Source organism: Kribbella sp. NPDC059898 (genome assembly GCF_042730855.1).
Classification (GTDB): Bacteria; Actinomycetota; Actinomycetes; order Propionibacteriales; family Kribbellaceae; genus Kribbella.
Window position 1 is genome coordinate 207,534 of the sequence record NZ_JBHWKR010000011.1, and the last position, 22,680, is coordinate 230,213.

Annotated in this window: 23 protein-coding genes; 12 read left to right on the forward strand and 11 right to left on the reverse strand. The window is 68.5% G+C overall.

Annotated features, from left to right (window positions below; translation table 11 throughout):
• The first annotated feature begins 29 nt into the window (after window positions 1–29).
• Complete coding sequence (locus ACFV9C_RS30645) at window positions 30–1,085, forward strand: acyltransferase family protein (RefSeq protein ID WP_380199018.1); 1,056 nt, start codon at window positions 30–32, stop codon at window positions 1,083–1,085.
• Here the strand turns inward: ACFV9C_RS30645 and ACFV9C_RS30650 are convergent.
• The gene (locus ACFV9C_RS30650) at window positions 1,067–1,834 is read right to left on the reverse strand and encodes an alpha/beta fold hydrolase (protein ID WP_380199019.1); all 768 of its coding nucleotides are present in this window, start codon (window positions 1,832–1,834) and stop codon (window positions 1,067–1,069) included. The genes ACFV9C_RS30645 and ACFV9C_RS30650 overlap by 19 nt on opposite strands.
• Window positions 1,835–1,982: 148 nt before the next feature.
• Between ACFV9C_RS30650 and ACFV9C_RS30655 the strand changes: the two genes are divergently transcribed.
• The 4 genes from ACFV9C_RS30655 to ACFV9C_RS30670 all read left to right on the forward strand — a co-directional run bounded on the left by ACFV9C_RS30655 (window position 1,983) and on the right by ACFV9C_RS30670 (window position 5,071).
• Window positions 1,983–2,954, forward strand: a complete 972-nt coding sequence (locus ACFV9C_RS30655) for a LysR substrate-binding domain-containing protein (RefSeq protein WP_380199020.1) — start codon at window positions 1,983–1,985, stop codon at window positions 2,952–2,954.
• 55 nt (window positions 2,955–3,009) lie between these two features.
• Complete coding sequence (locus tag ACFV9C_RS30660; protein ID WP_380199126.1) at window positions 3,010–4,014, forward strand: NAD-dependent formate dehydrogenase; 1,005 nt, start codon at window positions 3,010–3,012, stop codon at window positions 4,012–4,014.
• Window positions 4,015–4,098: 84 nt separating this feature from the next.
• The gene (locus ACFV9C_RS30665; RefSeq protein ID WP_380199021.1) at window positions 4,099–4,248 is read left to right on the forward strand and encodes a hypothetical protein; all 150 of its coding nucleotides are present in this window, start codon (window positions 4,099–4,101) and stop codon (window positions 4,246–4,248) included.
• A 73-nt stretch (window positions 4,249–4,321) separates the two neighbouring features.
• Window positions 4,322–5,071 carry a GntR family transcriptional regulator gene (locus tag ACFV9C_RS30670; protein ID WP_380199022.1) on the forward strand — a complete coding sequence of 250 codons (750 nt, stop codon included), beginning with the start codon at window positions 4,322–4,324 and terminating at the stop codon, window positions 5,069–5,071.
• 28 nt (window positions 5,072–5,099) lie between these two features.
• Here ACFV9C_RS30670 and ACFV9C_RS30675 read toward each other — a convergent pair whose 3' ends face one another.
• From ACFV9C_RS30675 to ACFV9C_RS30700, 6 genes are all read right to left on the reverse strand, one after another.
• Entirely contained in the window at window positions 5,100–5,633 is a 534-nt protein-coding gene (locus tag ACFV9C_RS30675) for a GNAT family N-acetyltransferase (RefSeq protein ID WP_380199023.1), read from the reverse strand.
• A gap of 139 nt (window positions 5,634–5,772) precedes the next feature.
• A complete protein-coding gene (locus ACFV9C_RS30680) occupies window positions 5,773–6,279 on the reverse strand; it encodes a hypothetical protein (RefSeq protein WP_380199024.1) in 507 nt (168 codons plus the stop codon).
• A gap of 1 nt (window position 6,280) precedes the next feature.
• Window positions 6,281–7,780: an Nramp family divalent metal transporter gene (locus tag ACFV9C_RS30685; RefSeq protein ID WP_380199025.1), complete on the reverse strand. Its 1,500-nt coding sequence runs from the start codon at window positions 7,778–7,780 to the stop codon at window positions 6,281–6,283.
• Window positions 7,781–7,838: 58 nt separating this feature from the next.
• On the reverse strand, window positions 7,839–9,977 hold the full coding sequence (locus ACFV9C_RS30690; RefSeq protein ID WP_380199026.1) for an acetate--CoA ligase family protein: 2,139 nt from the start codon (window positions 9,975–9,977) through the stop codon (window positions 7,839–7,841).
• A 13-nt stretch (window positions 9,978–9,990) separates the two neighbouring features.
• Window positions 9,991–11,217, reverse strand: a complete 1,227-nt coding sequence (gene frc, locus ACFV9C_RS30695) for a formyl-CoA transferase (RefSeq protein ID WP_380199027.1) — start codon at window positions 11,215–11,217, stop codon at window positions 9,991–9,993.
• Between the two features lie 12 nt (window positions 11,218–11,229).
• Window positions 11,230–12,939: a thiamine pyrophosphate-binding protein gene (locus tag ACFV9C_RS30700; RefSeq protein WP_380199028.1), complete on the reverse strand. Its 1,710-nt coding sequence runs from the start codon at window positions 12,937–12,939 to the stop codon at window positions 11,230–11,232.
• A 122-nt stretch (window positions 12,940–13,061) separates the two neighbouring features.
• On the opposite strand from ACFV9C_RS30700, the gene ACFV9C_RS30705 reads away from it, so the two are divergent.
• Window positions 13,062–13,334 (forward strand): hypothetical protein, encoded by a 273-nt coding sequence (locus ACFV9C_RS30705; protein ID WP_380199029.1) that lies wholly within the window; start codon window positions 13,062–13,064, stop codon window positions 13,332–13,334.
• 505 nt (window positions 13,335–13,839) lie between these two features.
• Here ACFV9C_RS30705 and ACFV9C_RS30710 read toward each other — a convergent pair.
• A complete protein-coding gene (locus tag ACFV9C_RS30710; protein WP_380199030.1) occupies window positions 13,840–15,180 on the reverse strand; it encodes an MFS transporter in 1,341 nt (446 codons plus the stop codon).
• 68 nt (window positions 15,181–15,248) lie between these two features.
• On the opposite strand from ACFV9C_RS30710, the gene sucC reads away from it, so the two are divergent.
• Window positions 15,249–16,472, forward strand: coding sequence for an ADP-forming succinate--CoA ligase subunit beta (gene sucC, locus ACFV9C_RS30715; protein ID WP_380199031.1), 1,224 nt, complete (start codon window positions 15,249–15,251; stop codon window positions 16,470–16,472).
• A gap of 4 nt (window positions 16,473–16,476) precedes the next feature.
• Window positions 16,477–17,358, forward strand: coding sequence for a succinate--CoA ligase subunit alpha (gene sucD, locus ACFV9C_RS30720; RefSeq protein ID WP_380199032.1), 882 nt, complete (start codon window positions 16,477–16,479; stop codon window positions 17,356–17,358).
• Here sucD and ACFV9C_RS30725 read toward each other — a convergent pair.
• Both ACFV9C_RS30725 and ACFV9C_RS30730 read right to left on the reverse strand, forming a co-directional pair.
• Window positions 17,330–18,322 carry a LacI family DNA-binding transcriptional regulator gene (locus ACFV9C_RS30725; RefSeq protein WP_380199033.1) on the reverse strand — a complete coding sequence of 331 codons (993 nt, stop codon included), beginning with the start codon at window positions 18,320–18,322 and terminating at the stop codon, window positions 17,330–17,332. The two genes, sucD and ACFV9C_RS30725, sit on opposite strands and share 29 nt — an antisense overlap.
• Before the next feature lie 162 nt (window positions 18,323–18,484).
• Window positions 18,485–19,456 carry a 2-dehydropantoate 2-reductase gene (locus ACFV9C_RS30730; protein ID WP_380199034.1) on the reverse strand — a complete coding sequence of 324 codons (972 nt, stop codon included), beginning with the start codon at window positions 19,454–19,456 and terminating at the stop codon, window positions 18,485–18,487.
• A gap of 133 nt (window positions 19,457–19,589) precedes the next feature.
• Between ACFV9C_RS30730 and ACFV9C_RS30735 the strand changes: the two genes are divergently transcribed.
• The 3 genes from ACFV9C_RS30735 to ACFV9C_RS30745 all read left to right on the forward strand — a co-directional run bounded on the left by ACFV9C_RS30735 (window position 19,590) and on the right by ACFV9C_RS30745 (window position 21,233).
• Window positions 19,590–20,144: a dihydrofolate reductase family protein gene (locus tag ACFV9C_RS30735; protein WP_380199035.1), complete on the forward strand. Its 555-nt coding sequence runs from the start codon at window positions 19,590–19,592 to the stop codon at window positions 20,142–20,144.
• A gap of 13 nt (window positions 20,145–20,157) precedes the next feature.
• A complete protein-coding gene (locus ACFV9C_RS30740) occupies window positions 20,158–20,934 on the forward strand; it encodes a hypothetical protein (protein WP_380199036.1) in 777 nt (258 codons plus the stop codon).
• A gap of 95 nt (window positions 20,935–21,029) precedes the next feature.
• Window positions 21,030–21,233 (forward strand): cold-shock protein, encoded by a 204-nt coding sequence (locus ACFV9C_RS30745; protein ID WP_130381366.1) that lies wholly within the window; start codon window positions 21,030–21,032, stop codon window positions 21,231–21,233.
• 43 nt (window positions 21,234–21,276) lie between these two features.
• On the opposite strand, the gene ACFV9C_RS30750 is transcribed toward ACFV9C_RS30745, so the two are convergent.
• Window positions 21,277–21,756 (reverse strand): GNAT family N-acetyltransferase, encoded by a 480-nt coding sequence (locus ACFV9C_RS30750; protein WP_380199037.1) that lies wholly within the window; start codon window positions 21,754–21,756, stop codon window positions 21,277–21,279.
• 36 nt (window positions 21,757–21,792) lie between these two features.
• Between ACFV9C_RS30750 and ACFV9C_RS30755 the strand changes: the two genes are divergently transcribed.
• The gene (locus ACFV9C_RS30755) at window positions 21,793–22,668 is read left to right on the forward strand and encodes a class I SAM-dependent methyltransferase (protein WP_380199038.1); all 876 of its coding nucleotides are present in this window, start codon (window positions 21,793–21,795) and stop codon (window positions 22,666–22,668) included.
• Window positions 22,669–22,680 lie beyond the last annotated feature (12 nt).

Consider the following 22,680-nt stretch of genomic DNA (forward strand, 5'->3'; position numbering starts at 1 on the left):
GGCGCGGAGTGCGTCGGCAGACTACGGCTGTGGATTCCAGAGCAGGCAGGCTTCACGAGGTCGATCTGCTGCGCATCTGCGCGGCGGTGTCGGTGATGGCGTACCACTACCTGTTCTCGGCGTACGCCGGCGGTCTGAGCGGACTGCACTTTCCGCACGTCGATCTGGTGGCACGGTACGGGTACCTGGGCGTCGACCTGTTCTTCACGATCAGCGGCTTCGTCGTACTGCTCAGCGCGTGGAACCGGAGCCCACGGTCGTTCGTGGTGTCGCGGGCGGTCCGGCTGTACCCGGCGTACTGGGTCGCGGTCACGCTCACGACGCTGGTGTCGGTCGGCTTCAGCCAAGGGCGGTTCCCGGTCTCGTTGCCGCAGTACCTGGCGAATCTCACGATGTTGAACTCGCTGCCGAACATCCAGAACGTCGACGTCGTCTACTGGACGTTGTGGGCCGAGCTCCGGTTCTACGCGATGGTCCTGGTGCTGAGCTGGATCGGGATCACCGCGCGCCGGGTGACGGCCTTCTGCTGGGCGTGGCTGGCGGCGACCTTCGTGTTCCAGGCCGGGCTGTTGCCGCACGCCACCGATCTGGTGCTGAACACGCAGTTCGCGCACTACTTCATCGCCGGGATGGCGCTCTGCCTGATCCACCGGTACGGCTCGGCGCCGCAGACGCTGGCGATCGTCGCGATCTCGCTCGGCAACGCGATCTACCGCGGCATCGGGTTCGCGGACCGGGTCGGCCTCCGGTACAACACGGAGATCCACCGGCCCGTCGTGGTCGCGATCATCGTGGCGATCTTCGCGATCATGCTCGCGGTCGCATTGAAGGTCACGCACCACCTGGGCCGGCCGTGGTTCGCGGTGCTCGGCGCGCTCACGTACCCGCTCTACCTGGTGCACGCGCACCTCGGCTTCATCATCTTCGAGCGCCTCGGCGACCAGGTGAACCACGTCCTCCTGGTCGCCGCCACGATGCTGCTCATGGCCGGTGTCGCGGCCGCCCTGCACTACGGCGTGGAACGGCCGCTCGCACCGCGTCTGAAGCGTCTACTGACCAGGCCAGCTCAGCTAGTGCCGAAGTAGTCCGTCAACACGGCAGCCAGCGTTTCAGGCGGCACGGTGTGGAACGTACCGTCACGGCCGTCCGCTGTGCCCTGAGGCAGCGCGGCAGCCGTCTCGCGCACAGACCGCTGCAACCACTCCGGGCTGGCGTTGCTGTAGAGCCCTAGCGTCGGCACCTCGATCGACGCGAGCAGTTCGACCGGTACGGCGCTGTCACGCATCTGCAGCGCGTCGTACACCAGGGTGGGCGCCATAGCCTCCAGCCCGGCCCACATGGGTGTCTGGCGGATCTGTTCGACCATCTCGCGCGGCTGACCGACCGCCTCCACCATGAACAGCTCGGCCGCACCTCCTGGGTTCCCAGCGGCCACGTACTCCTGCAGCCGCTCTACGTATCGCTCCGGCGCCGGTGGTGCGCCCTCGACGCGGAACGGCGGCTCCACGACCGCCTGCTTCTCGAACGGCAACCCTGCCTGCAACAGCACCATGCTCCCCGAAGAGAACGCACACGCGTACTGAGCGCCCGAGGCCGACCGGACGGCGTCCAGGTCCTCCCACTCGCACTCCACGGCGTACGGCGCCGTGTCACCGGAGTCACCGCGACCACGGCGGTCGTACGCGATCACCGTGAACGTCGACGACAGCGCCTGGGCGTACTCGGCGAAGTACGCGCGGCCCGTGAACGCACCGGCGACCAGGACCAGCCCGGGTCCACTGCCGGTCACGTCGTACGCGAGCTCGGTGCCGTCCTTCGAAACGACATTCTCCATCAGCTAGCTCCTCTCTCTGACTGAACGTCGAACGAGGCGCCGCGAACAAGACATGCTGTGATCCAGTTCACACCATTGCCGAGAGGATCCCGGTTCATTACAGTTGGATTATGTATACCGGCGACTGCACACCGCATTCGGAGCGCTGATGCTGCTCCGCCAACTGGAGTATCTCGTCGCCCTCGCCCGGGAGAAGCACTTCGCCCGGGCCGCGGACGCCTGCTACGTCTCGCAGCCGTCGCTGTCCGCCGCGATCCGCAAGCTCGAGCAGGAGCTGGACGTGCCGATCGTACGGCGCGGCCGCCGGTTCGAGGGGCTGACGCCGGAGGGCGAACGGGTGCTGCTCTGGGCGCAGCGGATCCTCGCCGAGCAGGACGCGCTCCGCCACGAGCTGTCGATGCTGCGCGGCGGCCTGACCGGCACGCTCCGGCTCGGCGCGATCCCGACCGCGATGCCGGTCGTCTCGCTGCTCACCACGCCGTTCTGCGAGCGGCACCCGAACGCGCGGGTCACGCTGGAGTCGCTGTCGTCGCGCGACATCACCCACAAGCTGGCCGAGTTCGACCTGGACGTCGCGATGACGTACCTCGACGACGACACGCTCGGCCAGGTCCGCAAGACCCCGCTGTACGAGGAGCGGTACCTGCTGCTGACGCCCAAGCACACCGAGCTCGCCGACCTGCCGGTCGCCACCTGGGCGCAGGTCGCTGAGCTGCCGTTGTGTCTGCTCTCCCCCGACATGCGCAACCGCCGGATCATGAACGGGTACTTCACCGATGACGGCGCCACCGCGAACCCGTCGATCGAGAGCGACACCGTGTCGGGCCTCTACAGCCACCTGCACGGCAGGCATTGGTCGACGGTGATCTCGCACGCGTGGCTGCACATGTTCGGCGTACCGGACGGGATGCGCGTCGTACCGCTCAAGCGGCCGGCGAACGGGCCCCGGGTCGGGCTGGTGATCGCCGCGCGCAGCCCCGAGCCCGTGCAGGCACGGGCGTTGCTCGACATCGCCCGGCAGGCCGGCGTACAGAAAGCGCTCGACGACCTGCTCGACGTACATCTGACGGGCTCCGGCTATCTCGCGATAGCCAGCAAGTCTTTGACCGCCGAGGCCTGACCCGGCGATGGTGGAAATCCCTTCGGAACAAGGAGATTCCCCATCATGAGGCACCCTGCTCGGGAGCGTGTCCGGTGAACTCGGGCTGCGGAGCTTCCTGGAGAGCCAGGGGCACACACTCGTCATCCTCTCCGACAAGGAGACCGCCCTGGATCGCGAACTGCCCGACACGGACGTGGTGATCTCCCAGCCGTTCTGGCCGGCGTACCTCACCGCGGAGCGGATCGCGAACGCGCCGAAGCTCAAGCTCGCGATCACCGCCGGGATCGGGTCCGACCACGTCGACCTGGACGCGGCGATCGCGCACGGCGTGACGGTTGCCGAGGTCACCTATTCGAACAGCGTCAGTGTCGCCGAGCACGTCGTGATGATGATCCTCGGGCTGGTCCGGAACTACCTCCCGTCGCACCAGGTCGTCCGCGACGGCGGCTGGAACATCGCGGACTGCGTGACCCGCTCGTACGACCTCGAAGGCATGCACGTCGGTACGGTCGCGGCCGGACGGATCGGTACGGCGGTGCTCCGGCGGCTCGCGCCGTTCGACGTACACCTGCACTACACCGACCGGCACCGGCTGCCGGAATCGGTCGAGCGGGAACTCGGGCTGACGTTCCACCCGAGCGCGGCCGCCATGGCGCCGTACTGCGACGTCGTGACGATCAACGCCCCACTGCACCCGGAGACCGAGGGACTGTTCGGGGACGAACTGCTCGCGACGATGAAGCGCGGCGCGTACCTGATCAACACCGCGCGGGCGAAGATTGCCGACCAGGACGCGATCGTGCGCGCGCTGGAGAGCGGACAGCTGGCCGGGTACGCCGGTGACGTCTGGTACCCGCAGCCGGCGCCCGCGGACCACCCGTGGCGGACCATGCCGCACCACGGGATGACGCCGCACATCTCCGGGTCGACGCTGTCCGCGCAGGCCCGGTACGCCGCGGGGACCCGGGAGATCCTCGAGGCATGGCTGAGCGGTACGCCGATCCGTGACGACTATCTGATTGTCAACAATCGACAGTTGGCGGGCACCGGCGCGCATTCGTACTCGGCGAAGGTGTAAGCGGGATCACGTGAGACGAGGGCATACCCGGCCGGTCGACCTGGTTCAATGTATACAGAAGCCAGAATTCAATGAGAGGTGGACATGATCTTCACGCGTAGGTTCGGGGCCCTCGCAGCACGACCGCAGTTCCCGGACGCCCCGGAACTGCAGGAGCTGGACGCACTCGACCTGGAGCTCGCCGAACTGACCGGCCGGGACGCCCGGGACGACGCCGAGGAGTCGGCGGCCTGAATCCCTGGGCCAGCTCGTGGCACTTGGTAGACTGTCTACCAAGTGCCATCACTGTTGGACCGGAAGGGACCTCATGACGACGATCAGTGCGGGGCCAGGGGCGGGTGCCGAACCGGCGGGCGCGCGGCACGTCAAGCGGCCGCAGCCGTTGCGCGAGTCGGTGTACGAGGCCCTCACCGAGATGATCATCGACGGCACGCTGGAGCGCGGCCGGCACCTCGTCGAGGTCGAGCTCGCCGAACTGCTGGGTGTCTCCCGGCAGCCGGTCCGCGAGGCCCTGCAGCGGCTGAACAACGAGGGCTGGGTGGACCTGCGCCCCGGTTTCGGCGCGATGGTGCACGTGCCCGCCGAGGACGAGGTCGACCAACTGCTCGCGGCCCGCGCCGCCCTCGAGTCCGAGTCCGCGCGCCTCGCCGCCCGGCACGCGTCCAAGGAGGACGTCGCCAAGCTTCGCGACCTGTGCAAGGTCGGCACGGCGTACCAGGAGGCCGGCGACATCGACGGCACCGTACGTACGAACGGCGAACTCCACAGCCTGATCACCGAGATGTCGGGCAACCGCTTCCTCGTCGACTTCGCCGCCCAGGTCGACCGCCGGGTCCGCTGGTACTACACGCCCGTCGCGCCCGTGCGTGGCGCGGCGTCGTGGCGTGAACACAACCGCCTCGTCAAAGCCATCAGCGAAGGCGACGAGGACAAGGCCGCCCAGATCATGCGCGAACACACCGAACACACCCGCAAGGCGTACCACGACCTCCAGGCCGCGGACCCCGTCCCCGAGCCCTCAACCCCGACCCAAAAGCGCCGCCGCCGCATCACCTGACCTCCAGCGGCCGCGCGAGTCGACGTCGCTAGCTGAGCTGTACCTCGTACCTGACCAGGCGCTCGGTGATCCGGAAGCCGTGGCGTAGGTAGAGCTCGTGGGCGCGCGTTGGGCTCTCGCCGTCGACGGTCAGGTGCAGGTGGAGTCCTCGGGAGCGATACAGCACTGTGGCGAGCAGCGCCGTACAGACACCGCGCCCGCGCCAGGTGGGAACGGTGCCGATCGGGCCTAGCTCGATGCTGCCGTCTGGCTGGGAGAAGCCGAGGACGAAGCCGGCTACTTGACCGTCGGGGGTGACAGCTAGCGCGCCCTGGTCGGGTGAGCGATCCCAGGAGTTGCGCGGTTCGACGAGCCGTTGGTCGCGGTACGCCTGTTCATAGGCGTGTTGGAAGTCGCGGGGCAGGTCGTCCGCCCCGCAGTACTCGAGCGGCGCCACCAGCTCCGGTTCACGCTCAGGCCAGCTGATCCCGTCGTGCGTCATCGTCCACACGGGGTAGGCCCGCTCGAAGCGGACATCACCGACGGTCTCATCAGCAGGAAGCCCGATCTGCAGAACCTCCACGCCTGGCGTCGCCGTCGCCAGCCGCACCAGTTGAGCGGCCGCTCCGTCGTTACCTCCACGCGCCCACCACGCGCCGTACCCCCGTCGCTGCTTCGGGCGGGACGCCCGCCCGCACTCGGGGGTGAGTGCGGGCGGGGTGTCAGCTTTTGCGGTCGGCGGCGGTTTTGCGGGGTTGGAGGGTGGTGGAGAGGTGGTACTGGGAGACGGTGCGGTTGGCGTAGCGGTTGTGGTCGAGGATTCGGGGCCACCAGAGGCGCGCTATCTGGTCGTGCATCCAGAGGAACCCGATCGCGAACCCCATGCTGATCAACGCCCGGAACGCCAAGAACTTCCACGGATCAACCGGAAGGCCGGGCGTTCCGGTCACCAACCACACGTTGGTGATCCCGTGCACCAGCAGCGCCAGTGGGAACGCGATCACCCAGTAGACCGCCGCCGGGGCGAACACCCCGGCGGGGACTTTGCCGAGGGCAACGAGTACGGCGTACCCGGAGCCGAACAGGATCAGCGGTACGCCGAGCCCGAGGCCGCTGAGGATCGACCAGCCGACGGGCCGGCCGGCGAACGCGGCCAGTCCGCCGGCGACGAGCCCGGCGGCGGCGCCGACCGAGGCGGCCGGGACGCAGTACTCCGCAAGCTCTTTCATGTCAGCCCACTGCCACGCCGAAGCGGAACAGGCAGTAGAACAGCATCCCGAGGTAGAACACCGCGCCGAACCCGATGATCACGTTCCGCACCGGGCCGGGCCGGATCTTCTTCGGCAGCAGCCTGTTGTTGGTGAGCAGCAGCACGATGCAGTACGCGCCCATCGCGAACGTCGACAGGAACGCCAGCGTGTCCAGGATCCCCGCCGGACCGTCGGCCGGCCCGAACAGCAGGATCAGGATCCCGAACAGGATCACGCCCCACAGGAACCCGGCGTACAGCCGCGACATCGAGAAGCGTTTCGCGCCGGGCACGAAGTAGTACGTCATGTCCGCCTGGCCGCGGGAGAACGAGTCGAACAGCCCGAGGGTCGCGTTCAGCCCGATCAGTGCGATGAAGGCGAAGAACAACGTGCCGAGGATCGGCGAGCCGGCCGACGCGAACGAGTCCGACATCGCCTTCAGCGCCGCCTCCCGGTCACCGCCCTCGATCAGCGTGCCGACGTTCGGGTTCTCCCGGGCCGCCGACATCGCCAGTACCGTGAACGAGATCGTGACCAGCATCGTGATCCCCCAGAACAGCAGGATCGCGTCGAACGTCACCCACTTGCGCCAGCCCTTCCACTTCGCCATCTCGGCCGGGTCCTCGGTGTCGAACATGAACCCGCGCGACGGCATCGACTCGGCCTCCTCCGAAGCCGAGGCGCGCAGGCCGCGGATCTTCGGGATGTGCGCGCCCATGCCGGCGCCGCTGTCGCGCAGCTGCAGCGTGTACCACATCTGCTGCATCCCGGACGGCCCGGCGAACGCGATCGAGCCGACCACCACCGGGAACCACGTCGACGTCATCGCCTCGTGCGGGAAGAACCCGACCGCGAACATCCCGCTCAGCGTCCGGCCGAGGTCGTCCCAGCTGCCCACGATCGCGGCGATCACCGACGTACCGACGACCAGCAGACCGATCAGCAGACCGAGCAGTTTCTCGAGGAAGTTGTAGATCACCGACAGCAGACTGAACAGCACACCCACGAACACCAGAGCCACGCACGCGGTGACCTGCCAGGGGATGCCGGTGATCTCCTCGAACGCGGCCGCGCCGGCGGACAGATGGCCCGGCCACATGTAGATCAGGATCGCCGCCGCGTAGAAGAACCACATCAGCGGTTTGAAGATCCGGGCCGCGCCGAAGAAGATGCTCTCCCCGGTGGCCATCGCATACCGCGCCATCTCCAGCAGCACGAACGCCTGCAGCGTGACACCGACCATGAACAGCCAGCGGATGTCCGGCCCGAACACCAGGACGAGCCGGGGCCACATGTACGACTCCCCCATGCCCACCCCCAGCGCGACCAGGAACACGGTCGGGCCGAGGATGTGCATCGAGGGCGGTGCGTCCGGAAGTTTCCGGATCGGCATCGGTTCGAGTCGGCCGGCCTTCCAGACCTTCTCGGTGACGGCCGCCGGCTCTTCGGGTACTTCTGAGGTCTTGCTCGTGACGTCCAAGGCGGACTCCTTAGTTCGACGCCAACTAGCGGTTGTTCCCGTGTGTTCCTGCCTCCAATCAGAGCGGGCCGGCGTTGCGGGCCCAGCGGTACTTCGCACCGAGGACCTGGACCGGGGTCTCGGTGGTGTAGGGGTAGGCGACGACGCCGTGGTCGAACAGGTACTGCGCGGCCTCCTCGACCTCGACGTCCCCGGACAGCGAGGCGACCACGGGCTTGTCGATCCCCTTCGCCCGGAACTCCTCGACCACCTCGGCCACCAGGTGCGCGAACACCATCGGCGGCGTCACGATCGTGTGCCAGTAGCCGAGGATGAGGGCGTGGATGCGCTCGTCGGACAGCCCGAGCGCGATCGTGTTCCGGTACGTCGACGGCGGTTCGCCGCCGGTGATGTCGACCGGGTTGCCGGCCGCACCGAACGGCGGGATGAACGTCCGGAACGCCGCGTCCAGGTCCGGCGGGATGTCCATCAGCGTGAGGCCGGCGTCCACGCAGGCGTCCGACAGCAGTACGCCGGAGCCGCCCGCGCCGGTGATGATGACGACGTTCTCGCCCTTCGGCGTCGGCAGCAGCGGGATCCCGCGGGCGTACTGGAGCATCTCGTTCAGCCCCGGTGCCCGGACCACGCCGCTCTGCTTGAGGATGTCGTCGTACACCTTGTCGTCGCCGGCCAGCGCGCCGGTGTGCGAGCTGGCGGCCCGCGCGCCCAGGGCGGTACGGCCGGCCTTCAGGACGACGACCGGCTTCCGCTTCGACACCCGGGCCGCCGTCTCGGCGAAGGCCCGGCCGTCCTTCAGGTCCTCAAGGTGCATGGCGATCAGGTTGGTGTTGTCGTCGCTCTCGAAGAACGTCAGGAGGTCATCCTCGTCGATATCGGCCTTGTTGCCTACCCCAACGATTGCGGAAACTCCCATCCGGCTGGAGCGGCTGAAGCCGAGGATCGCCATCCCGATGCCTCCGCTCTGCGATGAGAGCGCGACACTCCCCTGCACGTCGTACGGCGTACAGAAGGTCGCGCAGAGGTTCTCCGGGAGGTAGTAGTAGCCGTAGATGTTCGGGCCGAGGATCCGCACGTTGTGCTTGCGGGCGATCGCGACCACCTCGTCCTGGAGTGCCTGCTCGCCGGTCTCGGCGAACCCGGACGGGATCAGGATCGCGCCCGCGACGCCCTTCTGGCCGCATTGCTCGAGCGCCGCCCCGACGAACTTGGCCGGTACGGCGAACACCGCGACATCGACGTCACCCGGTACGTCGAGGATCGACGGGAACGCCTTCCGCCCGAGCACCTCGCCACCGCGCGGGTTGACCGGGTAGATGTCGCCGGCGTACCCGCCGTTGACCAGGTTCTTCATCACCGAGTTGCCGATCTTGCCGTCCTCGTTGGAGGCCCCGATCACGGCGACCGCGCTCGGCCGCATGATCCGGGTCATCGCGGTCAGGATCTGCTCGGAGCTGTAGCGCTCGACCGGCGTGCCGGCCTCGGCGTCGACGATGATCCGGACGTCGACCGCGGTGGCGCCGTCCGGCCCGGCGAGCACCGGGTTCAGGTCCACCTCGGCGAACTGCGGGAAGTCCGTGACCAGGTCGGAGAGCCGTTTGATCAGATTGCCGACAATCTGCTTGTCGACAGGTCGCGCCCCGCGGACGCCCTCGAGCATCTCGTGCGCCTCGATCCCGTCGACCATCGCCCGGGCCTCGTCGTCGGTCAGCGGCGCCAGCCGGAACGTGACGTCCTTCAGCACCTCGACCAGTACGCCGCCGAGCCCGAACGCGACCACCTTGCCGAAGGTCGGATCGGTGACCGCGCCGACGATCACCTCCTGCACGTCACCGCCGGCGGCGAGCATCTGCTGCACCTGGACGCCGACGATGTCAGCGTCCGGTTGGTAGGCCTTCGCATTGTCGACAATCTGCTGAAAGGCCTGCCGGGCGGCGTCCGCGGAGTCGACCCCGACCACCACCCCGCCGGCCTCGGTCTTGTGCAGGATGTCCGGCGACACGATCTTCAGCACCACCGGGAACCCGATCTCGGCCGCGAGCCCGGCGGCGCCGTCGGCTGTCGTGGCCAGCCCCTCGCCCGGCGTCGGGATGCCGTACGCGTCGGCCACCAGCTTCGCCTCGGGCGCGCTCAGCGACGTACGGCCGTCCGCCAGCGCCTGGTCGAGGACGGTCCGGACTGCTGCCTTGTCGTATGTCATCTGCTCTCCCACGTCAGATCACGCCCGCGGTCTTCAGGTCGTCGAGCTCGGCCGCGGAGATCCCGAGCGAGCCGTAGATGGTGGAGTTGTGTTCGCCGAGTCCCGGCGAGGTCCGCACCTCGACCGGCGAGTCGGACAGTTTGATCGGGCAGCCGACGGTCTTGAACGTGCCGCGCAGCGGGTGCTGGACCTCGACCACCGCGCCGAGGTCGGCGAGCGTCTCGTCGGCGATCAGTTCCGCGGTCGACATGATCGGCCCGCACGGCACGTTCAGCGCGTTCAGCTTGTCCATGACCTCGAACTTCGTGTGCTGCTCGGTCCACTGCTCGATCAGCGCGAACATCTTGTCGAGCTTGTCCAGCCGCGCGGCCGGCGTCGCCCAGTCCGGGTCCTCGGCCAGCTCCGGCTTGCCGATCAGCTGCGCGATCGGCGCCCAGCCGGGCGGCTGGACGATCACGTAGATGTAGTCGTTCGGCCCGCCCGGCGCGCAGCGCACCGCCCAGCCGGGCTGACCGCCACCGGACGCGTTCCCGGACCGCGGCACCTCGCCGTTGAAGTAGTCGTTCGGGTACTCACGCAGCGGACCGTGCGTCAGCCGCTGCTGGTCGCGGAGCTTCACCCGGGTCAGGTTCAGCACGGCTTCCTGCATGGCGACCGTCACCCGTTGACCCTTGCCGGTCTGGGTCCGCTGGAACAGCGCGGCGAGGATGCCCGCCACCAGATGGATCCCGGTACCGGAGTCGCCGATCTGCGCGCCGGTCGCGGTCGGCGGCCCGTCCTCGAACCCCGTCGTACTCATCGCGCCGCCCATCGCCTGGGCAACCACCTCGTACGCCTTGAAGTTCTCGTACCGGCCGGGGCCGAAGCCCTTGATCGACGCGAAGATCAGGCCCGGGTTGAGCGTCTGCAGGCGTTCCCAGGTGAAGCCCATCCGGTCGATCGCACCGGGCGCGAAGTTCTCCACCAGGACGTCGGAGTTCTGCACCAGGTCGGTGAAGATCTCCTTGCCGCGGTCGGACTTCATATTCAGCGTGATGCTGCGCTTGTTGCAGTTCAGCATGGTGAAGTACAGGCTGTCGACGTCCGGGAGGTCGCGCAGCTGCTGGCGGGTGATGTCGCCGGTCGGTGCCTCCAGCTTGATCACGTCGGCGCCGAGCCAGGCGAGGATCTGGGTGCAGGACGGGCCGGACTGCACATGGGTCATGTCGAGAACACGGACACCCTCGAGGGCCTTGGTCATGACGGGGTCCCCTTACTTGTACATGGTCTGGTTCATGGTTCCGGGGGCGTAGGCGTCCGGGTCGACCCAGACGTTGATCAGCGACGGCAGCCCGGACTCGCGCGCCCGGAGCAGCGCCGGCCCGATGTCGGCGGGGTCGCGGACCTCCTCGCCGTACCCGCCGAGCATCCGCGCGAACTCGTCGTACTTCACGTCGCCGAGGGTGTTGCCGACCCGGCCGCGGTCCTTGCCGTACTTCGCTTCCTGGCCGTAGCGGATCTGGTTCATCGACGAGTTGTTGCCGACGACACCGACGAACGGGAGGTTGTAGCGGACCAGCGTCTCGAAGTCCCACCCGGTCAGCGAGAACGCGCCGTCGCCGAACAGCGCGACGACCTCCTTGTCGGGCCGCGCGTACTTCGCCGCGAGCACGAACGGGATGCCGACGCCGAGCGTGCCGAGCGGGCCCGGGTCCATCCAGTGGCCGGGCGACTTCGGCTGTACGACGCCGCCGGAGAACGTGACGATGTCGCCGCCGTCGCCGATGTAGATCGAGTCCTCGGTGAGGAACTCGTTGATCTCGTGCGCGAGCCGCAGCGGGTGGATCGGGTTCGCGTCGGACAGCTGCCGCGGGAGGCGCTTCTGGTACGCCGCGTCCTCCTCGGCGCGGAGCTCCGCGAACCACGCCTTGCGATCGGCCTTCCGCAGCCGACCCGACGCCGCCTGCGTGACGGCCGCGAGGATCGCGCCCGGGTCGCCGACCAGGCCGAGGTCGATGTCGCGGTTCTTGCCGACGGTGCGGTAGTCGAGGTCGATCTGTACGACGGTGGCGCTCTGCGGGAGCCGGCGCCCGTACCCCATCCGGAAGTCGAACGGCGTACCGACGATCAGGATCAGGTCCGCGTTGTTGAACCCGTACCGCCGGGACAGGTGGAAGTGGTGCGGGTCGCCGGGCGGCAGCGTGCCGCGGGCCGAACCGTTCATGAACGCGGGGATGTCGAGCGTCCGGACGAAGTCGGTCGCCGCCGCGCTGCCGCGGGACGTCCAGACCTGGGAGCCGAGCAGTACGACGGGTTTCTCGGCGCGGACGAGCAGATCCGCAAGGGCCTCGACGCTCGCCGGGTCGCCGATGCTCTTCGTCGACGCGCGGTAGTGGCCGGCCTCGGGGACAGTCGCGGAGCCGACCGGGACCGAGTTGTCCAGGATGTCGCGCGGGATCTCCAGGAACGACGGGCCGGGCGCACCGTTGTAGCACTCGCGGAACGCCATCGAGACCATGTCCGCGACCCGCGCGGTGTGCGGCACGGTCGCCGCGAACTTCGTGATCGGCGTCATCATGTCGACGTGCGGCAGGTCCTGCAGGGACCCCATCTTGTGCTGATTCAGCGCGCCCTGGCCGCCGATCAGCAGCATCGGGGACTCGGCGCGGAACGCGTTCGCGACACCGGTGACCGCGTCCGTCGTACCCGGGCCGGCGGTGACGACCGCGCAGCCTGGCTTGCCGGTGACGCGGGCGTACCCGTCGGCCGCGTGCGCGGCGACCTGCTCGTGCCGGACGTCCACCACCGCGATGCCGTCGTCCACGCAGCCGTCGTAGATGTCGATGATGTGACCACCACAGAGCGTGAAGATCACGTCGATTCCCTCGGCCTTCAAGGCCTTCGCGACGAGGTGACCGCCGGAGATCGTCTCCGGCTCCTTGACCACCGCTGTGGGTTGGGTCTCCGACACTGTCTGCGCCATCTGCAGTCAACTCCTCGGAAGGGCCGTCATTCGGCGTGATGTAGATTGCATACCGTATGGTGTAGTCGTAGTCTTAACCCAGGCGACAGCAGTTGTCCAGAGCTCGGGACCAGGAGGCTGTGATGACGATTTCCGACGAACTCGATCGCACCCGGACCGCACTGGCCGCACTGGAGAAGTCCCTTACAGCGTTGAGGAATCGCGTCGGTCCGCACGTCGACCTCTTGCGGCTGCTGGACGACCTAGAGCGCTGCACCGCCGACCTCCGGCGGTTGGAGCAGCAGGTCGGTGTACGACGGCGGCCGCACGAGCTGGTGGCCATTCCCGACGACGACTACGCCCACGACTTCTGGGCCGAGGCGGAACAGGAAGGCCTTGGCCGTACGGCGCCGTGAACCGCTAGGCACTGCCTGAGCAGCTGCCGCACCCGCCGGTCTCCGTCGGGTGCGCGCGCGACGATCCCCACGGCTTCCGCGACTTGCTCCGTGGCGACAAAGCTCCGGTACCACCCCAGCCGCAAAACCACCGGCAACCACCACCGCGCTGGCCCCACGGGCTCTTCCCCACTCCCCAGCAGATGCAACGCCATCCGCTGAGCAGCCTTCAACCTCCGCCACTCGTCCCTCGCCGAGGCTTCGGTGGTTGCTAGGGCGGTGGAAACACAGAGGGCTACCAGGCGGGCGGTGGGTTCGACGCCTGGCGTGTTGGTGTTGAGGAAGTGGGGAGCGAGCGGGAGAAGGAGATGGCGGGCGGTTGAGGTGGTGTGGTCGTGGGTGGCGCGGGCGGCGGCGCTCAGGACTGGGTGGACGGTTGACGGGCGGTCGGTCCACGGTTCTCGAGCCAGCCGGGAGACCAACTCCATCAGACACGGAGCCGAGCGCGGGACCTTCGCGTAGCCGCTCACTCGCCGGTCACCGGAGTACCCAGTTGGGGACGTACCGGAAGCGCCGGCCGACCGGGCTGTTTGAGGAGGCGCACGCTCAGCGCGGTCAGCACTCCGAGAAGACCCGCACCGAGGAACAGCGGCCGGTATCCAACCACGCTCACCAAGGACGCGGTCACCCCGATCCCCAACACCCCACCGACAGCCTTGGCGGAGTAAAGAATCGCCTGGTTCTGCAACAGGCTGTTCTCGCCGAAGAACTCCAGCACCAGGTTCGCCATGATCGCGTAGAACGCCCCACCACCGAGACCGGCGAACATCGCACAGACGACGAACACCCAGCCGGACTGAGCCACCACCAGCCCGATGTGCGCGAACCCCTCGACCATCAACACGGCCGCCAGCACCCGCCGCCGACCGAATCGGTCCGACAAACTCGCCGCCGTCGACCGCCCGAGCCCGTTGACAGCGGCCAACATCCCCGCCGCCACGGCCGCGGTAGCGAACGCATGCCCGGACCCGACCGCATAACTCACCACGAACGCGATCCCGAACAACGACAACGCCGTACTGATTGCCAACAGCAACCACATCAGCGGCAGTGCCCCGGTCCGCATCGCCTCACGCGGACGGTACTGGCGAACCGCCGGCGCGTTGTGCGGAATGCTGCGGTTCAGCTTCCGGTCGATCGCCCATGCCTGAGCATCGAGCTCCGCCGGCCACCAGTGCCGCGGCGGATCCTTCAGCAACCCACCCGCGACCAGCACCACCAGCAGCGCCACCCCGGCCGTCAGATCGTAGACAATCCGCTCGTCGACAATCGACAACAGCACAATGCTCGGTACGGCGCCCACCGCGAACCCGCCGGTGACGAACCCGATCGTCGCGGTCCGGCGCTCCGGGAACCAGCGCGCCGACGTCGTGATGCAGGCGGCGTACACGATCCCCGCACCGGTACCGCCGAGCAGCGAGAAGCCGACGAGTACGGCGGCATAGCTGTGTCCATGCGCCAACGTGACGAGTCCGACCACCGCGAGCACCCCGCCGGCGACGACGAGCTGCGCCGGCGTCAGGCGACGTACCCGGTGCACCCAGGCGGCAGGTACGGCGACCAGCGCCTGACAGGCGACGAAGAGCGCGAGCAACCAGAGCGTGCGGGCCGTACCCCACCCGCGGTCGGACCCGAGCCCGAGCGCCGCCGTACCGAACGAGTACTGCAGTGGGCTGATCGCGACCATGCAGGCCCAGGCGGCCCACAACTGCCAGCGGCGCGGGTGTCCGGTCAGCTCGCGGGCATCCTCGCCGATCCGGTACCGCCGGCCGTAGACGTCACGCACATCCCGGGGCGTGGAAATCATGTCGCCTCCTGACTACTGCATACCGTATTAGATCTACATGTGATCTGTGGTACCTCTCCGGCCGCGGCATGTCCAGACCTGGGCGCTCTTGTGACAAGATTGCATACCGCATACAGTCGTCACCAGACACTCTCAGGGAGGCTGATGTGGACCTGATGGAGTACCAGGCCAAGGAGCTGTTCGCCCGGCACGGCGTTCCGGTGACGCTCGGCCGCGTGATCGACGACCCGGTCGCCGCGCAGGACGCGGCGCGCGAGCTCGGCGGGCGCGTCGTGGTCAAGGCGCAGGTGAAGGCCGGCGGCCGCGGCAAGGCGGGCGGCGTGAAACTCGCCGCCACCCCGGAGGAAGCGCACACGGTGGCGGCCGAGATCCTCGGGATGGACCTCAAGGGGCACACCGTGCCGCGCGTGCTGCTCGCCCCGGCCGCGGACATCGCGGAGGAGTATTACCTCTCGTTCCTGATCGACCGCGCGAACCGCGAGTACCTCTGTATCGCGAGCACCGAGGGCGGCATGGAGATCGAGGAGGTCGCCCGTACCAGCCCGGACTCGATCGCGAAGATCCGGATCGACCCGATCGCCGGCGTCGACGAGGCGAAAGCTGCGGAGATCGTCGCGGCAGCAGGCTTCCCGGCCGCGGCGGCGACCGTCGTACGACGGTTGTGGGACGTCTTCGTCGCCGAGGACGCCTCGCTCGTCGAGGTGAATCCGCTGGTGAAGCTGGCCGACGGGTCGCTCGAAGCCCTTGACGGCAAGGTCACGCTCGACGAGAACGCGGCGTACCGGCACCCAGAGCACGCGTCGTACGACGACAAGGATGCGGCCGATCCGCTCGAGGCCGCGGCGCATGCGAAGGGCCTGAACTACGTCAAGCTCGACGGCTCGGTCGGCATCATCGGCAACGGTGCCGGCCTGGTCATGTCGACGCTCGACGTGGTCGCGTACGCGGGGGCGCGGTACGGCGTGAAACCGGCCAACTTCCTCGACATCGGCGGCGGCGCGAGTGCCGAGGTGATGGCGAACGGGCTAGGGATCATCCTGTCCGACGCGCAGGTGAAGAGCGTGTTCGTGAACGTCTTCGGCGGGATCACCGCTTGTGACGCGGTCGCGAACGGGATCGTGCAAGCCCTCGCCGTGCTCGGCCGGCAGGCCGACAAGCCGCTCGTCGTCCGGCTGGACGGCAACAACGTCGACGAAGGCCGCAAGATCCTTGCCCAGGCCAACCATCCGCTGGTGACCGTGGTCGCCACCATGGACGGCGCCGCCGAACTGGCCGCCCAGAACGGAGCGTAGTGAGATGGCGATCTTCCTGACCGAGAAGAGCCGGGTCCTCGTCCAAGGGATGACCGGCGCAGAGGGCCAGAAGCACACCAGCCGGATGCTTGCCGCCGGCACCACCGTGGTCGGCGGGGTGACGCCGGGCAAGGGTGGGCAGTCGGTGGACTTCGCGAAGTGTTCGGTGCCGGTGTACGGGTCGTGTGCGGATGCGGTGCGGGCGGCGGACGCCGACGTGTCGGTGGTGTTCGTGCCTCCACGTTTCACCAAGGCGGCCGTAATGGAGGCAGTTGATGCCGCCATCCCATTGGTCGTGGTGATCACCGAGGGCGTGCCGGTGCACGACACGGCGGAGTTCTTCGCGTATGCGCAGGCGAACGGGACGCGCGTGATCGGGCCGAACTGCCCGGGGATCATCAGCCCGGGGCGGTCCAACGCGGGGATCATTCCCGCCGACATCGCGGGACCCGGGCGACTCGGCCTCGTCAGCAAGTCCGGGACGCTGACGTACCAGATGATGTACGAGTTACGGGACCTCGGGTTCTCGACGGCGATCGGGATCGGTGGCGACCCGATCATCGGGACGACGCACATCGACGCGTTGCAGGCGTTCCAGGACGACCCGGACACCGACGCGATCGTGATGATCGGTGAGATCGGTGGTGACGCAGAGGAGCGGGCGGCCGCGTTCATCAAGGAGAACGTGACCAAGCCGGTCGTCGGGTACGTCGCGGGCTTCACCGCGCCGGAGGGCAAGACCATGGGTCACGCCGGCGCGATCGTCTCCGGTTCGTCCGGCACCGCGGCCGCGAAACAGGAAGCCCTCGAAGCAGCCGGCGTACGCGTCGGCAAGACCCCCACCGAGACCGCCGACCTCATGCGAACGGTCCTCGCGACGGGCTAGCGGTGCTGTTGCGGATCACGAGGCTGGTGGGGACGGCGTACGGCGTGTGGTCGTGGTTGGTGGCGTGGAGTTCGGCCAGCAGTGTGTCGACGCTGCGGCGGCCGAGGTCGGTGAAGGTCTGACGGATCGTGGTGAGCGGCGGCCAGAACTGGGCCGCCTCCTCCATGTCGTCGAAGCCGACCACGCTGACGTCCTCCGGCACCAACCGCCCGTGCGCGTGCAGGGCTCGCAGGACACCGAGCGCCATCTGGTCGTTGGCGACGAAGATCGCGGTGACGTCCGGATCCGCCGCGAGCCGGCACCCGGCGTCGTACCCGGACCCCGACGACCAGTCCCCGAACAGCAGCGCCGGTACGTCGCACCCGCGGTCGCGGAGCGTCTGCTCCCAGGACCGACGCCGCTGGTCGGCCGCGTACGACGACGACGGCCCGGCGACGTGCCAGACCGTACGGTGCCCTAGCTCGAGCAGATGCTCCGTCGCGAGCCGAGCGCCCTGCGTCTGATCGGTATCGACGACCGGATGGTCGTAGTGCGCGCCGGCATGCACCACCACGACCGGCAGACCCACCGGCAGCTGTACTTCCCGCAGCACGTGCGCCTCGATCATCATGATCACGCCGTCCACCGCCTGCTCCCCCAGCCTGGTGAACGCGTCCGCGACCGCCTGCGGGCTGACCGAGAGCACCGGCATCAGGTTGACGGAGTACCCGCGCGCGGTGGCGGCGGTGGCGATCGCGTCCAGGGTTCGCGTCGTACCGAACGTCGAGAGTTCGAAGACGATCACCCCGATGCTGCGGAACTCACCGCTGCGCAGGGCGCGCGCGGCGCCGTTCGGGCGGTAGCCGAGCTGGCGCATCGCGTCCTGCACCCGGGCACGCGTGAGGTCGTCGACGTTCTGCCGCCCGTTCGCGACCCGCGAGACGGTCTGCCCGGACACTCCGGCCAGCCGCGCGACGTCGGCCATCGACGGACCCCGCCGCCGTCTCCCTACCGTTCCCTCCACCCGGCACCTCCCGTGTGCCAGGAGTCTAGACATGTTTGCGTCAACACAGCCGCTCTCCCGGCGAGCCGGGGCAGGTGGAACAGGTGGGTCCGGCGTCGCTGTGGGCCGGACCCACCCGGCTCTTCAGACGCCGACTTTGCTCGCCAGCAGGTCGGCGACGGCGTGTACGGCGCGCAGCGTCGGCGCGGGTACGCCGGTGAGGTCGGCGAGCTCGACGACCGCGGCGAGGATGACGTCGAGCTCGAGCGGCTTGTCCTTCTCCAGGTCCTGCAGCATCGAGGTCTTGTGCTCGCCGACACGCTTGGCACCGTCCAGCCGCTTGTCGACCGAGATGTCCGGGTGGCAGCCGAGCGCGGCCGCGATCGCCAGCGACTCCTCCATCATCATCCGGACCATCTGCCGGGTGCCCTGGTGCGTGGCGATCTCCACCATCGTCGCCCGGGCCAGGGCGCTGATCGGGTTGAACGCCGCGTTGCCGAGCAGCTTGATCCAGATGTCGTTGCGGATGTCCGCCTCAACCGGGCACTTCAGCCCGCCGGCGACCATCGCCGTACTGAACCGTTCGCAGCGGTCCGACGGACCGCCCGCCGGTTCGCCGATCGAGAAACGGGTGCCTTCGAGGTGCCGGACGACGCCGGGCGCCTCGAGTTCGGTGGAGCAGTAGACGACGCAGCCGATCGCGCGGTCGAGGTCGAGCACCCGGGTGACCGCGCCGCCCGGGTCGACCGACTCGACGCGGCGGCCCTCGTACGGACCGGTCAGCCCGTGGAAGTACCACCAGGGGATGCCGTTCTGCGCGGCGACCACGACGGTGCGGTCGTGCAGCAGCGGGGCGAGCAACGGGCCGGCGCTCGCGTACGAGTTCGCCTTGAGCCCGAGGAAGACGTAGTCGACCGGGCCGATCTCGGCCGGGTCGTCGGTGGCCGGGGTGCGGGCGGTGAAGTCGCCGCGGGGACTGCGCACCAGCACGCCGCCGGAGCGGATCGCGGCCAGGTGCGCGCCGCGGGCGACCAGGTGCACTTCGGTGCCGCCGCGGTGCAGCGCGGCGCCGACGTACGCCCCGATCGCACCGGCGCCGAGAATCGCAACTCTCATCGAAGATTGCATACAGAATACGGTAGGCGATGAAGCCGAATGAGGTCAAGGTCACATTTCCGTCCGACCGATGATTCGACGGCACTCCGGCGGTATGTACCGGCATCAACCGATCAGCAGAAGGAGCAGGGCCATGGGACACGTCATCGTCACTGGATTCGTCAGCATGGACGGCGTCATCACCGACCCCGACGGCTCGGGCGGTACGCCGTTCGGCGGCTGGGCGTTCCGGCACGGGCCGGAGACCGTCGGCGGGGACAAGTTCCGCCTCGGCGACCTGATGGACACCGGCGTGCTGCTGCTCGGCCGGAACACCTGGGAGCTGTTCAGCAAGCTCTGGCCGAACCGCACCGACGACTTCTCCGTCAAGATGAACAAGATGGCCAAGGTGGTCGCGTCACACTCGCTCACCGACGTCTCGGTGTTCCCGAACTCGACACTGATGGAAGGCTCGCTGACCGACTACGTACGGTCGGAGCCGCGGACGATCGCGGTCACCGGCAGCCTTAGCGTGATCCGGGAGCTGCAGGCCGCGGACCTGGTCGACGAGTACCGGCTGATGACGCTGCCGTCGATCGTCGGGGCCGGTGAGAACATCTTCGGCCCGCTGGACCAGCCGGTGCACCTGAAGCTCGCCTCTGTCGTTCAGGCCGGTGCGGCGTCGCTGGCAACGTACGTGCGGCCGTAGCAGGATTGGGCCGGTGAGCTGGCCGGCGATGGCGTGGATCGGTGGGGCCCCGGGTGCGGGGAAGTCGACGATCGCCCGGGAGCTCGCCCGTCGCGGCGACCTGCCGCTGCACCCGATCGACCTCTGGACGTACGCCCACCTGGACCGGCTGCCACCGCTCCGGCCGTTGACGGAAGACCTGGCCCACGGGCCGTCGTACGCGGCAGACAGCTTCGTGGAGACGGCCCGGCTGCGACTGGAGCTGGTTGTCGAGGACGTGCGCGAACGCGGGCTCGGCGACGTACCTGCACTGGTAGAGGGGCCACAGCTGTACCCGTCGATGGCTGACGGCGTTACGGCGGCGGTGTGGTTGGTGCCGGACACAGAACAGACCAGACAGGCCCGGGAGCAGCGGCCAGGTGGCCGTGAGCAGTTGGAGGGCCTGCTGGCGCGGGACGCCGTACTGGCTGATCGGGTACGGCGCGAGGCCGCGGAGCGCGGGCGGGCCGTCGTAGAGGTACCGGCCGACCCGGACTGGGCTGCTGTCGCTGGGAGCGTGACTGATGCACTAGGGCCGCTCCCTCGGTTGCAGGCAGGAGCGGAGTTGAGCAGGCAGCGGCAGTACGAGAACCTCGCGGCGTGCCGGCAGGGGCGGTTGTGGCAGGCGGATCGCGGGCTGTCCGAGCTGCCGCCGTACCCGTTCGCCTGCGAGTGCGGCACCTCGGGCTGCGCGCAGACATGGGCCGGAACTCCGGACGAGTACGACATACGGCGCGGCGAGGGGTGGCTGACGACTCATCCAGCGTGCTAGGATTTTGGATTGTTGCAGTTCTGCAGTTCCACGTTCGTGTCGAAGCGCCCGCGGATTGTGATCCGCTGGGCGTTTTGTCGTATCAGGAGAAAATCATGGCTTTGGGAACAGTTAAGTGGTTCAACGGCGAGAAGGGCTTCGGCTTCATCTCCCAGGAGGACGGCGGCGCCGACGTGTTCGTGCACTACTCGGCGATCCAGACCCAGGGCTTCCGCTCCCTGGACGAGAACCAGCGCGTCGAGTTCGAGATCGCCCAGGGCCCGAAGGGCCTGCAGGCGGAGAACGTTCGCCCCGTCTGATCTCGGCCGTCCTTCCGACGGTTGTTCGATCGGCAGGCCCGGCTCAGGCCGGGTCTGCCGTGCTCCACAGGTACTCGCCGTCCTCCAGTACGTCGGTGCGCGCGAGACCGATCGCGGCTGCCACGGCGGCCGACGCGGTGTGTTCCGGATTCACATGTGCAATGATCCGGCGGGCATTTCCTGCCCTCAGCCAGGTGACCAGTCCCTGTGCTGCTTCTTTCGCGAATCCCCGGCCCTGCCACGCGGTGCCGATCACCCAGGCAATTTCCGCCGTACTTCCGGTGACCGTGGCCTGAACGTAGCCGATCAGCTTGTCCTCGGACCGGACGACCCAGTTCAGCCATTGTTCATCTTCCCGGTCGGGGCCGGCGATCTGGCGGCGGTACCGCGCCTCGAGCACCGCCACGGTCGGCGGCTCCCCACCCGTGAACGTGTAGAGCGCCGGGTCGGACAGCACCTCTGCCATCGGTACGGCGTACTCGACCCGCAGAGGTAGCAGCGTCAGGCGCTCGGTGGTGATCACCGCGCCAACCTAGCCCCCTTTGCCAGACTGGTCGCCATGATCGAGATCGACTGGGCAGGCGAGGCCGGGCGGCTGCGGACCTCCGCCGAAGGCGAAGCCGATTGGAACGCCGCGGTGGCGGCCACGCTCGTCCGCGACAGTGACCAGGTACTGGCGGACGTGGGGTGTGGCGGGGGCGGCATGGCGAAAGCGCTCGCCGAGGCGCGACCGGGCGCGACGGTGGTGGCGATCGACGCGGACCCCGACGTACTGGAGCAGGCGCGTGAGCACACGGCCGGGCTGGTGCGGTGCGAACTGGCGTCGATGGACGACGGAGCGGAACCGTTGCGTGAGGCAATCGGTGCGCCAGCAGACCTGATCTGGGCATCGGCCTCGGTCCACCACGCCGCCGATCAGCAGGCAGCTGTGGACGCTTTGGCTCGGTTGCTCGCCGGCGGCGGGCGGCTGGCGCTCGCCGAAGGTGGGATGCCGTCGCGGCAGTTGCCCTGGGACCTGGGGCTCGGCGAACCCGGGCTGGAGCTGCGGCTGGACGTGGCGCAGGACCGATGGTTCAAGGTGATGCGCGACTCGCTGCCGGGGTCGGTGCCGATGCCGTACGGGTGGACCGAGGCGCTGACGCGGGCCGGGCTGGTCGACGTGACGACCCGGAGCGTGCTGAGCGAGACACCGGCGCCGTTGACGGCGGAGCGGCTGGACAGGGTCGTGCACGGGTTCCGGACGCGGATCGAGCGGCTGACCGGGCATGGGCACGGCCACGGGCATGCGGTCCCGGATGAAGAGTGGCTCAGTCCGGAAGACGTCGACGTCTGGCGGCAGTTGCTGGACCCCGAAGGGCCGTATTTCCTCGGACGTCGCACCGACCTCGCCGTACTGTCCGTCCGGAGCGTCCACATCGGACACGCGCCGCGCTGACCGGGTACGCGG

Excerpts from the sequence above, each read along its gene's own strand:
- ACFV9C_RS30650 (WP_380199019.1), bottom strand. The coding sequence starts at position 1,834 with ATGGAGAATGTCGTTTCGAAGGACGGCACCGAGCTCGCGTACGACGTG.
- ACFV9C_RS30655 (WP_380199020.1), top strand. The coding sequence starts at position 1,983 with ATGCTGCTCCGCCAACTGGAGTATCTCGTCGCCCTCGCCCGGGAGAAG.
- ACFV9C_RS30665 (WP_380199021.1), top strand. The coding sequence starts at position 4,099 with ATGATCTTCACGCGTAGGTTCGGGGCCCTCGCAGCACGACCGCAGTTC.
- ACFV9C_RS30670 (WP_380199022.1), top strand. The coding sequence starts at position 4,322 with ATGACGACGATCAGTGCGGGGCCAGGGGCGGGTGCCGAACCGGCGGGC.
- ACFV9C_RS30680 (WP_380199024.1), bottom strand. The coding sequence starts at position 6,279 with ATGAAAGAGCTTGCGGAGTACTGCGTCCCGGCCGCCTCGGTCGGCGCC.
- ACFV9C_RS30690 (WP_380199026.1), bottom strand. The coding sequence starts at position 9,977 with ATGACATACGACAAGGCAGCAGTCCGGACCGTCCTCGACCAGGCGCTG.
- frc (WP_380199027.1), bottom strand. The coding sequence starts at position 11,217 with ATGACCAAGGCCCTCGAGGGTGTCCGTGTTCTCGACATGACCCATGTG.
- ACFV9C_RS30700 (WP_380199028.1), bottom strand. The coding sequence starts at position 12,939 with ATGGCGCAGACAGTGTCGGAGACCCAACCCACAGCGGTGGTCAAGGAG.
- ACFV9C_RS30705 (WP_380199029.1), top strand. The coding sequence starts at position 13,062 with ATGACGATTTCCGACGAACTCGATCGCACCCGGACCGCACTGGCCGCA.
- ACFV9C_RS30710 (WP_380199030.1), bottom strand. The coding sequence starts at position 15,180 with ATGATTTCCACGCCCCGGGATGTGCGTGACGTCTACGGCCGGCGGTAC.
- sucC (WP_380199031.1), top strand. The coding sequence starts at position 15,249 with ATGTCCAGACCTGGGCGCTCTTGTGACAAGATTGCATACCGCATACAG.
- sucD (WP_380199032.1), top strand. The coding sequence starts at position 16,477 with ATGGCGATCTTCCTGACCGAGAAGAGCCGGGTCCTCGTCCAAGGGATG.
- ACFV9C_RS30725 (WP_380199033.1), bottom strand. The coding sequence starts at position 18,322 with ATGGCCGACGTCGCGCGGCTGGCCGGAGTGTCCGGGCAGACCGTCTCG.
- ACFV9C_RS30730 (WP_380199034.1), bottom strand. The coding sequence starts at position 19,456 with ATGAGAGTTGCGATTCTCGGCGCCGGTGCGATCGGGGCGTACGTCGGC.
- ACFV9C_RS30735 (WP_380199035.1), top strand. The coding sequence starts at position 19,590 with ATGGGACACGTCATCGTCACTGGATTCGTCAGCATGGACGGCGTCATC.
- ACFV9C_RS30745 (WP_130381366.1), top strand. The coding sequence starts at position 21,030 with ATGGCTTTGGGAACAGTTAAGTGGTTCAACGGCGAGAAGGGCTTCGGC.
- ACFV9C_RS30755 (WP_380199038.1), top strand. The coding sequence starts at position 21,793 with ATGATCGAGATCGACTGGGCAGGCGAGGCCGGGCGGCTGCGGACCTCC.